Origin of the sequence: Paenibacillus aurantiacus (assembly GCF_042431225.1) — a bacterium.
GTDB lineage: Bacteria > Bacillota > Bacilli > Paenibacillales > Paenibacillaceae > Paenibacillus_Z > Paenibacillus_Z aurantiacus.
Genome location: NZ_JBHMDO010000022.1, coordinates 182,113 through 195,473, shown reverse-complemented (window position 1 = coordinate 195,473; position 13,361 = coordinate 182,113). Strand labels below are relative to the sequence as shown.

Sequence of the window (13,361 nt, the reverse complement as noted above, 5' to 3'; positions counted from 1 at the left end):
GCCTACACCCCTTCGAAGCTATCCCGGATGCGCGCGGCCAGCCGGAAGAATTCGTCGCTTACGCGCATCTCGCGGGTGCGCGGCCGCGGCAGCGGGATATCCACAACCGCGGTCAGACGCCCCGGATGCGGCGACAGCACGCACACCCGGTCCGAGAGGAATACCGCCTCCGGTATGCTGTGCGTGACGAACACGACCGTGCTGCCGACCTTGCTCCAGATGGCCAGCAGCTCCTCGTTCAGCCGCTCCCGCGAAAATTCGTCCAGCGCCGAGAATGGTTCGTCCATGAGCAAAATTTCCGGCTCGATCGCGAGCGCCCGCGCGATGGCCACCCGCTGCTGCATGCCGCCGGAGAGCTGCCACGGGTAGTGGTCAGCGAACTTCGACAACCCGACCAGCTCCAACAGCCTATCGGCCCGGTCCTTCCGCTCCGCCTTCGGCAGGCTCAGCACTTCCAAGGGAAGCATTACGTTCTGCCGGACTTTGCGCCAGTCGTAGAGCACGGGATGTTGAAACACGATGCCGTATTTCCGGTCCAGCCTCGCTTCCTTCGCCGTCTTCCCCGACACGTTGATCGTCCCCTCGGTCGGCTGAAGCAGATCGGCCATCAGCCGAAGCAGCGTCGTCTTGCCGCAGCCGGACGGTCCTAACAGTGCGACGAATTCGCCTTTGCGAATCTGCAGATTGACCTTCTGCACCGCCAATACCTCCGAAGCGGCCGAATAACGCATGCTAATATCCGTCAGCTCGATCTCCGGTATCTCCGTTCGGCCCGTTAACGCCGGTATAGCCATCCGCAACTCCTCCTGCCGTTATATTTGGTGACGCGAACGGATGCGTTCGACCGTCCGCGTTGGCCAGCATGTCGGGATATCTTCCATCTTACACACCATGCCGGGCCGCCTCATTAGACAAAAGGTGAAATGGAATCGGCGACAATTCCGTCGATTTGTCCAGCATGATCGTACGGCTGCGACGAACAGGCCTCAGACAGCGTAACATTCCCTTCCACGTCCCTCATTCGGAGCCAAACCGGGACTCTAGCATTATTCTCCTTCGAATACCTCTTAACAAAACGCGCATTTTGTCGATAAATAGGTTAGAATTGTAGATAATCTGTAATTCTTTTGTTATATCAGTCCGATATATAAAGTAGGGTTGATAAACGAGCAGCTTGAGGGTGTGGTCTACAATAACTTACTTGCACATCATTAGGACTAATGGAGGGAAAGCAACGATGAAGGAAGGCAAGAAGAAGAAGGGCAAGCTATCTTTTTTTACGAAGAACCTGTTATTATCGTCGATTAATATCGTCCTGATCGGATCCATCCTGATCGTCTCTAGCTACTACACCGAGAAGAAGATTCTTGTGGATCAGCTGCATACGCAAATCAAGACGGTCACCGGTCAGTGGGCGGAGGCAGTCGATACGAAAACGGTCAAAGCGGCGATTGCGGAAGGCAGCTATGACGGCGAAGTACAAGCGAAGCTGCGCGATATTATGGACACAATTAGCCGCTACAATCCGAGCATCGCGCAAGCCTACGTATTCGGCAGCGAGCTTAAGGACGGCAACCAAACTTCGCTCGTTGCCGTGCCGACCCACCTGGTCGAACCGCTGAAGGAAGCGGGCCTTGGCATCGGCGACTTGTATGAGCAGCCGCAAATTCACGCAGATGCAGTTGCGGAGATGCTGAAGACGAAGGAACCGGCTTTGACCAAATACTACAACGACGATTACGGCACATGGGTGACGATCCTCTACCCGATTATGGATGACAACGGCCAAATCTTCTCCTATTTCGGGGTCGATACGGACGCTAGCGCCATCCCGGATGGCTTGCATAAGCTGCTCGTCTTCGGTCTTTCGCTGCTGGGCGCTTTCCTGGTGCTCATTCTCGCCATTCAATATTTGATTGTCCGCCGCACGCTTTCCCCGATCCGCGAGCTGATCAAGGGCATCGAGGAAGTTAGCGCGGGCAACCTCGACGTGTCCATCAAGACAGGCACGGACGATCTTGGCATCATCAACGAGAAGTTCAACCACATGGTTCACAACATGAACACGACCATGCTGAAAGTCCAAGAGACGTCGAACCACCTGGCGGACTCCGCCAAAGATATGCTCCATGCGTCCGAGCAGAACAACGCGCATGCCGATACGATCAATACGAACATTCACCTGATCGCGGCGAGCATGGAGCACCAAGCGGTCTCCAGCGAAGATGCTTCGCGTTCCATCGACGAGATGGCCAATGCGATCGAGACGATCGCCCACAGCTCCGTCAGCGCGGCAAGCGACGCTCAAGACGTGGAGAGCAAGTCCGCCGAAGGCGATGTTCTCGTGCGCAACATGGCTCAGCAAATGCAGCTGATTACGGATTTCGTCACGTCGACGTCCGCGACGGTTCAACTGCTGGATCAGCGCTCCCAGCAAATCGGCAGCATTCTCGGCCTGATCACCGGTATTGCCAATCAGACGAATCTGCTCGCGCTCAACGCCGCAATCGAAGCATCGCGCGTCGGCGAGCACGGCAAAGGCTTCGCCGTCGTAGCCGGCGAAGTTCGCAAGCTGGCTGAACAATCCCGCGGTTCGGTTGATCAAATCTCGAGCCTCGTGCACGAGATTCAAGAAGAGATCCGCCTGACGGCGGACGCAATGGCCAAAGGCACGAGCGTCGTCGGACAAGGCGCAACGCTGGCGAACGAGACAGGCCGCCTGTTCACGGACATTCTGGAGCTGTCCCGCAAAGTATCGATGCAAATCCAGGACGTCTCCACGGCTGCGCAGCAAATGTCGGCCGGCACCGAAGAACTGTCGGCAACCGCCGAAGAATTGAACAACAATATCCGTTCCACGGCGACTAACTCCGACGAGATCGCGCAATCTGTCGGCCAACAGAAACAGCACATGGAAGCGATTCTGCAATCCTCGAATCAGCTTTCCGGTTCGGCCGAGGCGCTGAACACGCTCGTCAAACATTTCCGCGTCAAACGTTAATCCCGTTCGACCGGCCCGACATCGCCGTCCGCTAGGGCGGCGATTGCCGTGCTTCATTTACGAATCACGCGATTCACGACAGAAAGGGAGTAATACCCGATATGATGCTAACATCCGCTGCCGCGCCTTCCTCGCAGGAGGATTCGCCTGTATTGAACATTCCGCTCGATATGCCGCCGCATGCACGCCAATATCGCTATGCCGAAGCCGCTTATGTCCCGAGCGAGCAGACTCTCGCGCTCGCTGGAGCACGATTGGGAAGCGACGATAATCTGGCGTACATGGCCACGACCGTATACGCCGCGCTCATGTACCGCCTCTCCGGCGGGGAAGAAGAACTGCATCTAGGAGCAGCCTTGCATGACGGTCTTCCGGTCTGGCTATCGCTTGATCTCAGCGGCGAGGGGCATACGTTCAACTCGCTCTACCAGGCCATCCCGGGTCGACTGCTGTCGGGAGAAGCGCCTGCCGGCCGCCACGCATTCGCGACGACCTTCCGCATGAACGCGAACCAAGCAGCCGTCCTGCCGCATGCGAACGAAATGCTCTTCGCGGAGCTGCACCTGGAGCCTGCCTCTTGGAGAATCGTGTTCGGTTACGACGAATCGCTGCTGACGAAGCAGACCGTGGAGCGTTATATCGGCATGTACGAGCGCCTGTTCCTTGCGGCGCTCGACGACCCGCAGGCCGTTATCGGCTCGGTCGACCTCCTGTCCAAGGAAGAGCACGCGCTCTACGAACGCTTCAATGCGACGGTTGCCGAATATACGCGCGGCGCAACCATCCATCAAGTGTTCGAGCGGATGGCCGAAGCTTACGGTGCTCGCACCGCGATCTTTACGGATGAAGAGCGTTATACGTACGCGTCGCTGAACGAGCGCGCAAATCAAGTCGCCCGATTGCTGCTCGGCAGCGGGCTTCGCAAAGGCGAGTTCGTGACGATATTCATGGAGCGCAGTCTCTCCACCATCGTCAGCCTGCTCGGCGTGTTGAAGGCCGGCGGCGTCTACGTGCCGGTCGACCCTGAGCATCCGGAAGACCGCATTCGGTATATTATTGGCGATACGGCTTCCCCTTATGTATTGACGAATGCGCGTTACGAGGCGAAGGCCAAGACGCTGTGCGAGACGCTGCCGAGCGTAAAAGCGATTCTGCCGATCGATAACGGCGAGCTGACGCGGCTGTCGACGGACAACGTCGATGCCGGCGTGCAGCCCGATGATCTCGCCTACGTCATCTACACGTCCGGTTCGACCGGTAAGCCGAAAGGCGTGCTCATCGCGCACGAAGGGGTCGTCAATCTCGGCGCCATGATCGGGCGCGAGTACGCCATTACCGAGGCGGACATCCTTACGCAGTTCGCCACGTTCAGCTTCGATGCGTCCGTCTGGGAGACGTTCGGCGCGCTGCTCAATGGCGCGGCTCTCCATCTGCTCGGCGCGGAAGAACGAATCTCTGTCGAGGCGTTCGCACAGGCGGTGGAACGCATCCAGGCGACTGTCATTATCGTCCTGCCGACCGTATTCTTCAACGAAGTCGCTGCCCATCTGTCGGAGGAAGGCTTCGCGCGGATGGCGTCCATCCGCAGCATCATGACGGCCGGCGAAGCGCTGTACGGGGAACAGGTACGCATCCTCCAGCGCCGCCTCTCGCCGAACGTGGGCATCTATAACCTGTACGGTCCAACCGAGTGCACCGTCTGCGCGACGATGTACCGGATTAACGGACCGGTCGCCGAGGACGTCACGCACATTCCGATCGGCACGCCGATCAGCAACTATCAGGTGTATGTAGTCGGTCCCGATCGCTCGCTATGCCCGGTCGGCGTGCCCGGCGAGTTGTACATCTCGACGGTCGGCATCGCACGGGGGTATCTGAACCAGCCGGACAAGACCGCCGCGGCTTTCGTCGCCAATCCGTTCGCGGAGGGCGAGGTTGCGTATCGCTCCGGCGATATCGTGAAGCTGCGCGCGGACGGCCAGCTCGAATATGTAGGACGCCGCGACGCCCAAGTGAAAATCCGCGGGCACCGCATCGAGATCGGCGCTATCGAAGACACGTTGGCCAAACATCCGGACGTCCATACCGCCGCGGTTATCGCCCGCAAAGAGCCGAGCGGCCAGACGATGCTCGTCAGCTTCTATACATCCAAGGACGGACAGCCCCTTGCCGCCGCCAAGCTGGCCGCGCTGCTGCATGAATCGCTGCCGCCTTACTATGTGCCGAAGAAATTCGTCCAGCTGGAGACCATGCCGCTCTCGCCGAGCGGCAAGGTCGAGCGTAAGCTGCTCGCCGGTTATGCACTGCCCGAAGAGGAGCAAGAGCAAGGCGGCGAGGCAATTATCCTGACGCCGACGCAGAGCAAGATTGCCGACGCCTGGCGCAGCGTGCTTGGCTTGAAGCGCGTCGAGCCGGATACGAATTTCTTCGAGGCCGGAGGCAATTCGCTCGATATCATTCACGTGCTGGTGCAGCTCAAGCCGCATTTCCCGCACCTCGTGATCGGGGATCTGTTCCAATACCAGACGCTCTCTTCGCTTGCCGCTTACGCCGAAGAGACCGCCTCGAGCGCAGCGCCGCTGCCGCAGCAGACAACCGGCGTTCAGACGTACGAGCGGCTTCGCGAGCTGCCTGTGAATCATGCGGGCATGGCGCCGCGTTCGGTGTTAGCCGCACCCGTGCCGCAGAACATCCTGCTTACCGGGGCGACGGGTTATCTCGGCTCGCATCTGCTCTATGACCTGCTGACAACCACCGATACAACGATTATTGCTCTCGTGCGGGGCGCGACGCACCAAGCGGCCATGGAACGGCTGAACGACGTCATGACGATGTATTTCGGCCCGTCCGTCTTGTGGCTTATGAACGGCCGCGTGCATGTGATCGAATCGGATCTCGAGCAGCCGGAGCTCGGCCTGTCTCCCGTGGAGATGCGGCTGCTGCCGCGCCAGATCGACGCGATCATTCACGCCGCCGCCGACGTCCGCCACTTCGGCGATGCGCGCAAATTCGAACGGACGAACGTCGCTTCGACCGTCGAGCTGCTGAAGCTGCTGGACGCGTCGCACCGGATCCATTTCCATTACGTGTCGACGATCAGCGTGCCGGAATCGCTCGCGCAGTCCGGCCAGTGGGAGCAGGTCGTCGCTTCGAACGAGCTGGCGAAGGAGCTGCGCGTGGACAACGTCTACTCCAGCAGCAAGCTGGAAGCAGAGAAGCTCGTCATGGCAGCCGGGGAACGCGGCCTGCCGATCACGATTCACCGGCCCGGCAATCTCACCTGCCATTCCGGCACGGGGCGGTTCCAACGTAATATCGAGAGCAACGCGTTCTACCAGCTCATCAAAGCGATGCTGCTGCTGGGCAAGGCGCCCACGGCCGACTGGCACGTCGACTTCACGCCAATCGACTACGCAAGCGCGGCAATTACGCGGCTCGCGCTTATGCCGGAGACCGAGGGCCAAGTGTTCCATATCGTGAATCCGCAGCAAATTTTGTATACAGATCTGGTCCAAATGATCCGCGATTGCGGCTACACGGTTGAGCTGATGAGCATGCAAGCCTATACGGAATGGCTGCTCGACGCAAGCATCCCGAAAGACCCCGAGGGTCTGCGCATCGCCATGAGCCAGCTGGGCGGGGACGGCGCACAGGATTCGCCGCTCGTCTACGATTGCGCGAATGCGGCCGCCTTCTTGAAAGAGACGACGGTCGCCTGCCCGCCGGTGGATCAAGCGTTCGTGAAGCGTATGATCGATTATGCGGTATCGATCGGATATTTCCCGCCTGTTCCGAAACGGGTCGCCCAGCTTTCCCTATAGGGAGACGAAGCGCCGGAACGCCTGCTGCACGACGAAGAGCACCTTCTTCCCTGCCTATAAGGGGATGAAGGTGCTTTCTTGTCTTCTCAAAAAAAGGCATGGCCCCGCGTGTATGGGACCATGCTCTTTTTTGCTTGTTCACTTATCCGACCGCCGAGCGGATCGCCTCGATTCGCTCGCGCGAGATCGGTCGCGCGAAGCTCCCGTCCTCGCGGGCCGCCGAGCCGAAATGCACCTCGTGCACGCCGCTGCCCTGAACCACGACTGCGACCGTCTCCGCCGACAAGCCGTAGCCGGCCAAGATACGCAGATGGGTGTCCGCTGCCGCCTCGGCCAACGCCGCCAGCTGTTGCACCGCTTGGGGTGCCGGCCGCTGACCGCCTGCGGTGAGGATGCGCCGTATTTGCGGGTACGCGGCAAGCGTGCGCAGCGCGACGAGCTGATCCGCCGTCTCATCGAAGGCACGGTGGAACGTCACGTCGAGGTCGCCCGCCGCCGCAAGCAGCGTCTCCAGCGCGGGCACGTCGACAGCTCCCCGCTCGTCCAGCACGCCGATCACGATGCCCGCGGCGCCCGCCTGCCGAATCGCGGCGATATCCCGGCGCATGACGGCCAAGTCGGCGTTGTCATAGCAGAACGATTGGCTGTGCGGGCGCACCATGACCTGCACCGGAATGGCCGATACAGCTGCGGCAGCCTCGATCAAGCCAAGACTTGGCGTCAGCCCGCCTTCGGCGATGCCCGTCACCAGCTCGATCCGGTCGGCCCCGTAAGCTCCGGCGGCGCGTACGTCCGCGATATTCGTTGCGATCACTTCCACCAGCATGATTTCCCTCTCCTCTATGAACATAGTAAGCAACCGTCCCCGTACACGGCACCGCGTGCCGCTCGCCGCGCGACGGCCATCATCCGCGGAAGCATAGACGCCGGCAGCGCCAACACCTCCTTGCTTCAAGCCCAAGGAGAATGCCGCCGCCACTGCGCCGGTCTAGCCTTATGCCGTCCGGTTGCACCGGGCGGTTACCGCCGGCGACCGCTTCAAGCTTAGTTCGCGGGCACTTCGCGCGTCCCCTTCTTCATCGGCGACTTGCAGAGCGGGCAGGCTTTGGCCGCCGCTCCCTCGTCCTTCTGAGTCATAATGCGCGTCCACGCCTTGCAGGTAGGGCTCTCGCACAACCACGCCGGGACCGTGATCTTCCGCCCCGCTCCCCCGTCCTTCTGCAGCACGGCGCGTTCCGGCTCGCGGGCGCCTGCTCGCTGCCAGCTCATGGACGGCGCAACGCCGTCCTGCCTGCGGACGCCGGCTGCCGTCTCTTCGCGGCGCGCGTAACCGGCGCCTGTCCTGCGATCCTCGCCCCAGCTGCCGCCCGCCTTGCGATCCTCTCCCCAGCCGCCGCGGCCCGCGACGCCATAAGCGCTTCGCCGCTCGTCGCTCTCCCGCTTCGGCGGCGCCGTAACGCCGAACGCTGACAGCAGGAACCGCGATACCGCGGCTTTCTTGCCCCGATAATAAGCCGGCGAGCTGATGATCAGCTGCTCCCGCGCCCGCGTGACGGCCACGTAGGCAAGCCGACGCTCCTCCTCCAACGCTTCGTCCGCCTTCTGGTTGCCGCTCTTCAGCTTCGTGAATGTATCCTTCATTCGCTCCGCGTCGAGCGACGAGCTGTGCGGCAGGCTGCCCTCGGACGCGCCGATCAGCAGCACGACCGGGAACTCGAGCCCTTTCGATCGGTGAATCGTCATGAGCGCCACCCGGTCGCCCTGCTCCTCGCGTTTCTTGTTATCGTGCTCTTCGCTCTTCTCCATGACGTCGCTGATGAACGCCAGGAACGCCTCGAGCGTGTCGAAGCGGCCAGCCGACGCCTCCAGCTCATCGAGCATCTCGCGGAGCATCTCCTTATGCTGGGTCGCGTTCTGCCGCTCGACCGTCTCCATATGCCCGTCGTAAAACTTGCGCCTGATGTGCACGATGGCGTCCGCCGGCTTCATCGCGGCCAATGATTTGATCAGCAGCAGACGTTCCTTGATCTTATCCTTCTGGAAGTCCTTCAGCTCCGGCCAGCTCAGCAGATGAATAAGCGGCCCTTTCTTCGCGCGGATCGCATCCTGCTCCTGAATGTACTTCAGTCCCCGGTCGCGGGAGATATACAGCGTCGGCAGCACGCCCGCCATCGCCTCGAAATCCCGGCGGTACAGCGCCAGACGCAAATGATCGACGACCGGCTTGATGATCCAGTGCTCGTAGAGCAGCTGGCCATCGCCGTATTCGATGAACGGCACCGACTGCAGGAGCAGCTGCTCCATAATCGCGCGATTGTTGCTCGCCGAGCGGTACAGCACCGCGAAATCCCCGTACTGCCGCCGCCCTTCCGCCACCTCTTCCTGAATGAAGGCAAGCACCTTGGACGCTTCATCGTCGGTCGACTTGGGCGTCATGTAGCGCGGCACGTCCTCGCTCTGCTTCGTCGCCTGCAGCGTCTTCGCCCGCCGTGCCTTGTTATGCTGAATAATCGCGTTGCCCAGGCCGACGATCGCCGAGGTCGAGCGGTAATTGATATCGAGCGTGACGACCTTAACGCCCGGATAAGCCTCTTCGAACTTCAGAATGAACTCGCTCCGCGCGCCGTTGAAGGAATAGATCGTCTGATCATCATCGCCGACCACCATCAGGTTGCGGTGCGGAGCGACAAGCAGCTTCACCAGCTCATACTGCAGGAAGTTCGTATCCTGGAACTCGTCCACCATGATATAGCGGAACCGGCTCTGCAGCGAACGAAGCAGCTGCGGCCGCTCCTGAAGGAGCTTGTACGCGAGCAGCAAAATATCGTCGAAGTCGATTTTCCCATTCTCCTGCTTCCATGCCTCATAGCGCAGCAGCACCGCCTTCGTCTCGCGCTCGGCGTCGGTGCTCTCCGGCATGTCGGCGACGGGAATCAGGTTCATTTTATACGAGGACAGTACGGCGAGCAGCGTCTCCGGCTGGTACGTATCCTGCAAGCCAAGCTCTCGCATCATCTGCTTCAACAAAATATGCTGGCGCCGCGTCTCGCTGAACACGTCCTCGCGAATGCCCTGCCGGCGCAGCATGTAGAGGAAGAAGGAGTGGAACGTCCTCGCCTCTACCGAACCGGCCGCCTCCTCGCCCACGCCGGGCAGGCGGGCGATGCGCTCGCGCATCTCGGCCGCCGCCTTCGTCGAGAACGTCATCAGCAGCAGGCTGCGCGGGTCCGCCTTCCGCACCGTCAGCAGGTAAGCGGTCCGGCAGACGAGCACGCTCGTCTTGCCCGAGCCCGCGCCGGCGAGCGTCAGCATCGGTCCCGTATCATGGCGCACCGCGCGAACCTGGGCTTCGTTCAGCCGGATGCCGTGCAGCTCCAGCCGCTCGAAGAAAGCCGCGTCGTCGGCTGCATGACGAAGCGGCCCGGCATCCTGTGCCATCCGCGCCTTCGGAATTCGTTTCTCGGCCGCGCCGAGCGGTAGTTTATATAGCGTGGGAGCCGCCTGTTCGCTCGCTTCCACCGGTTCGTGTTCTTCTTGCAAATGTTCGTTCATACGTTGCTCTCCTTACATGCCGTTCCAATCTCTCTCCCTAGTATAGTCGATATCCATGCCCAAAAGTAGAACTTATGCTCGCATTTTTTTGCTAATAAGGTTGTTCAAAAAGCCGGCATTTGATCACGAAGCATGAACAAGGAGTATCTCGGCATCGAATCTGGCGTTCAGGCTTGAAGTCCGGTGCTCATTTAGGTTGGCCTAAACTCCGCTCCTCCTTCTTCGCCTTCTCGCCACCTTCTCGGTGCTGAAATGCCGACTTTTTGAACCGGAACTAATGATGTATGGACTGGTTACCAAATTTTAGGCAGATTTGCTGTTGACATCACACCCCTTCGCTTATATAGTTAGTTACATGAGTAATTAACCAGTTAGGTGGTGAGGCTGTGGGCGTACACATGGACGAAGACCGTCCGATCTTCGTGCAGATTGCCGAACGGATCGAAGACGACATCATTGCAGGCGCGCTCGAGGAGGAGACGCAGGCGCCCTCCACGACGCAGTTCGCGGCATTCTATCAGATCAATCCCGCTACAGCGGCGAAAGGCGTCAATTTGCTTGTTGATCAAGGCATACTCTACAAGAAGAGAGGGATCGGCATGTTTGTAGCGCAGGGGGCGAGAGCGGTACTGGTGGAGAAGCGCAAGGAGCAATTCTACGAGCAGTTTGTCGTGGCCATGGTGAGAGAAGCGGCGAAACTCGGGATCACGACCGAACAATTGACGGACATGATTCGCAAGGGAGGGGGAGCCCAATGAACACGATCGCCAAAGTAACGCGGCTAAGCAAAGTGTACGGAAGCGCGGCCGCCGTCGCCGGCGTCAGCTTCACGCTGGAGGCGGACAAAATTTACGGCCTGCTCGGCCGCAACGGCGCGGGTAAAACGACGATCATGCACATGCTCACCGCGCAGATGTTCCCGACGAGCGGCGAGATCGCCGTCTTCGGCGAAGCGCCCTACGAGAACGATAAGGTGCTCAGCCGGATCTGCTTCATTAAGGAAAGCCAGAAGTATCCCGATCATTACCGAGTGGACAACGTGCTCGAGGCGGCAGCGCTGTTCTTCCCGAATTGGGACGCGGACTTCGCCGAACGGTTGTTGGCGGATTTCCGGCTCCCGCTGAAGCGGAAGGTGAAGAAACTCTCCCGCGGCATGCTCTCGTCGGTCGGCATCATCGTCGGTCTGGCGAGCCGCGCGCCGCTGACGATTTTCGACGAGCCGTATCTCGGCCTCGATGCGGTTGCCCGCAGCTTGTTCTACGACCGGCTGCTGGAAGACTACGCCGAGCACCCTCGTACCATCGTGCTGTCCACGCACTTGATCGACGAAGTCAGCCAAATGCTCGAGCACGTCCTCGTCATCGACCAAGGCCGCTTGCTGCTGGACGAGGACACGGAGGAGCTGCGCGGCAAAGCGTTCACCGTCTCCGGCGCGTCCGTCAAGCTGGATGCGTTCCTCTCCGGCCGCCAGGTGCTCGACCGGCAGTCGCTCGGCAGCGTCGGCACCGCGGTCGTCTGGAGCGACCGCGGCGCGGAAGACCGTAGATCAGCGGAAGCGGCGGGGCTCGAACTTGCGCCGGTGTCGCTCCAACAGCTCGTTGTTTATATGACGAATGGCAAACTACAGCAGAAAGCGGGGGCTGCGCGATGAATCGTTCGATGCGCGTATTGACGCTGTACCTACGGGAGCGCAGCATGTGGTTCTATCTGCCTTGGGGCATCATGCTCATGAGCTTCGCGATCAACGTCATCATCGGTCTTTCGATCAAGCAGGAGCAGGGCATGTATACCGGCGGCGTCGCTTCGCTCTATATCTATCTATTGGTCGCGGGCATTGTCGCCGTGTCGCAGACGTTTCCTTTCCTGCTCGGCTTCGGCATTCGCCGCAACGACTACTTCCTCGGCACCTCCGCGATGGTCGTCATCGTGGGCGTCGTGACCGCCGTACTGATGAAGGCGATGGCGGCGCTCGAGACGGCAACCGGCCATTGGGGAGCCAGCCTACACTTCTTCGACCTGCCTTACTTGAATGACGGTCCTTGGTATCAGCAATTGATGATCCCGTTCGCGCTCGTGCTGAATATGTACTACATGGGCTTGCTCATCGGCTTCTTCAACCGCCGCTTCGGCCATTTCATCACCTTCACCGTGCTTGTCGTCCTTGCCGCGCTCGGCGGTCTGGCATCCGCGCTGATCACCAAGTACGACAAATGGGTACAGATCGGCAAGTGGTTTGCCAGCCAAACCGCGTTCCAATATTCGTTATGGGCGCTGGCCCTCGCCGTCGTCTATGCCGCGCTCAGCTACCTGCTGTTGCGCAGAGCTACGGCGTAATGTCCGGCTCTTGCCCTCGCGAGTCCGCCGCTTGAAGGGGTGGGCTCGCGAGGAGCGGGGCGGGAGGTCCGTTCGTCGCTGTTTTACGGTTGGTTCGGGGCTTCGGCAACCAACCGCGCTTCCATGCCGCCTCCGTTGGGGCACGCACGCGCCGTCCGCGCCAGTCCGCGTCATGGTCACCGTTCTCTCCGGCCGGGTTTTCAACTATAATAAGGGTACCGTTCAAGCAGGAGAGGAGTATCCCGATGTACGATATCACCATTGACTTATACCGCGATTGGATTCAGACCGTGCTCGAAGTATTTCGCGGTTCCGGGCATCCGCTGTCCGAGGAGCTGACCGACGACGACATCGCTAAGGCGTACTATATGCAGACGCTGCCGGAGGACGATGCCGTGCTGCAAAGCGCCGCCAACGAGCAGCGCCTGTTCACCATGCAGCAGACGATTCTGGACAACATGGATGCGGTCATCGTGCCGGATATCCGCAAGCGGACCGGCTATCAGGGCAGCGCGTTTCGCTTCAAATGGGTGTACCAAGGCGGCGAGCATATCGTCGAGGAGCTGTCCCAATACCGCATTCCGCTAGGCGAAGGGTAGGGCGCGCCTGATGGCTTGCAGTTGGAGCGCAGGCAGCTCGCTGCAAGACCATTC

Annotated in this window: 9 protein-coding genes; 6 read left to right on the top strand and 3 right to left on the bottom strand. The window is 60.2% G+C overall.

Going from position 1 to position 13,361, the window contains the following annotated elements; translation table 11 throughout:
• Positions 1–2: 2 nt before the first annotated feature.
• The gene (locus ACFFSY_RS12540) at positions 3–794 is read right to left on the bottom strand and encodes an ABC transporter ATP-binding protein (RefSeq protein WP_377494329.1); all 792 of its coding nucleotides are present in this window, start codon (positions 792–794) and stop codon (positions 3–5) included.
• A 443-nt stretch (positions 795–1,237) separates the two neighbouring features.
• Between ACFFSY_RS12540 and ACFFSY_RS12535 the strand changes: the two genes are divergently transcribed.
• Both ACFFSY_RS12535 and ACFFSY_RS12530 read left to right on the top strand, forming a co-directional pair.
• Positions 1,238–3,001, top strand: coding sequence for a methyl-accepting chemotaxis protein (locus tag ACFFSY_RS12535; protein WP_377494327.1), 1,764 nt, complete (start codon positions 1,238–1,240; stop codon positions 2,999–3,001).
• Positions 3,002–3,102: 101 nt separating this feature from the next.
• Positions 3,103–6,822 (top strand): non-ribosomal peptide synthetase family protein, encoded by a 3,720-nt coding sequence (locus ACFFSY_RS12530; RefSeq protein WP_377494325.1) that lies wholly within the window; start codon positions 3,103–3,105, stop codon positions 6,820–6,822.
• 142 nt (positions 6,823–6,964) lie between these two features.
• On the opposite strand, the gene ACFFSY_RS12525 is transcribed toward ACFFSY_RS12530, so the two are convergent.
• Together ACFFSY_RS12525 and ACFFSY_RS12520 are read right to left on the bottom strand one after the other, a co-directional pair.
• Positions 6,965–7,648 carry a copper homeostasis protein CutC gene (locus ACFFSY_RS12525; RefSeq protein ID WP_377494323.1) on the bottom strand — a complete coding sequence of 228 codons (684 nt, stop codon included), beginning with the start codon at positions 7,646–7,648 and terminating at the stop codon, positions 6,965–6,967.
• Positions 7,649–7,866: 218 nt separating this feature from the next.
• Positions 7,867–10,374: a UvrD-helicase domain-containing protein gene (locus ACFFSY_RS12520; RefSeq protein ID WP_377494321.1), complete on the bottom strand. Its 2,508-nt coding sequence runs from the start codon at positions 10,372–10,374 to the stop codon at positions 7,867–7,869.
• A gap of 398 nt (positions 10,375–10,772) precedes the next feature.
• On the opposite strand from ACFFSY_RS12520, the gene ACFFSY_RS12515 reads away from it, so the two are divergent.
• From ACFFSY_RS12515 to ACFFSY_RS12500, 4 genes are all read left to right on the top strand, one after another.
• Positions 10,773–11,132, top strand: a complete 360-nt coding sequence (locus tag ACFFSY_RS12515; RefSeq protein ID WP_377494943.1) for a GntR family transcriptional regulator — start codon at positions 10,773–10,775, stop codon at positions 11,130–11,132.
• Entirely contained in the window at positions 11,129–12,025 is an 897-nt protein-coding gene (locus ACFFSY_RS12510; protein WP_377494319.1) for an ABC transporter ATP-binding protein, read from the top strand. The genes ACFFSY_RS12515 and ACFFSY_RS12510 overlap by 4 nt, the downstream gene beginning before the upstream one ends.
• Positions 12,022–12,708, top strand: a complete 687-nt coding sequence (locus ACFFSY_RS12505) for a hypothetical protein (protein ID WP_377494317.1) — start codon at positions 12,022–12,024, stop codon at positions 12,706–12,708. The genes ACFFSY_RS12510 and ACFFSY_RS12505 overlap by 4 nt, the downstream gene beginning before the upstream one ends.
• 245 nt (positions 12,709–12,953) lie before the next feature.
• Positions 12,954–13,307, top strand: a complete 354-nt coding sequence (locus tag ACFFSY_RS12500; RefSeq protein ID WP_377494315.1) for a hypothetical protein — start codon at positions 12,954–12,956, stop codon at positions 13,305–13,307.
• The last annotated feature ends 54 nt before the right edge of the window (positions 13,308–13,361 follow it).

What these genes read in the sequence shown, in the direction of transcription:
- ACFFSY_RS12540 (WP_377494329.1), bottom strand. Translation starts at nt 794, where the DNA reads ATGGCTATACCGGCGTTAACGGGCCGAACGGAGATACCGGAGATCGAG.
- ACFFSY_RS12535 (WP_377494327.1), top strand. Translation starts at nt 1,238, where the DNA reads ATGAAGGAAGGCAAGAAGAAGAAGGGCAAGCTATCTTTTTTTACGAAG.
- ACFFSY_RS12530 (WP_377494325.1), top strand. Translation starts at nt 3,103, where the DNA reads ATGATGCTAACATCCGCTGCCGCGCCTTCCTCGCAGGAGGATTCGCCT.
- ACFFSY_RS12525 (WP_377494323.1), bottom strand. Translation starts at nt 7,648, where the DNA reads ATGCTGGTGGAAGTGATCGCAACGAATATCGCGGACGTACGCGCCGCC.
- ACFFSY_RS12520 (WP_377494321.1), bottom strand. Translation starts at nt 10,374, where the DNA reads ATGAACGAACATTTGCAAGAAGAACACGAACCGGTGGAAGCGAGCGAA.
- ACFFSY_RS12515 (WP_377494943.1), top strand. Translation starts at nt 10,773, where the DNA reads ATGGACGAAGACCGTCCGATCTTCGTGCAGATTGCCGAACGGATCGAA.
- ACFFSY_RS12510 (WP_377494319.1), top strand. Translation starts at nt 11,129, where the DNA reads ATGAACACGATCGCCAAAGTAACGCGGCTAAGCAAAGTGTACGGAAGC.
- ACFFSY_RS12505 (WP_377494317.1), top strand. Translation starts at nt 12,022, where the DNA reads ATGAATCGTTCGATGCGCGTATTGACGCTGTACCTACGGGAGCGCAGC.
- ACFFSY_RS12500 (WP_377494315.1), top strand. Translation starts at nt 12,954, where the DNA reads ATGTACGATATCACCATTGACTTATACCGCGATTGGATTCAGACCGTG.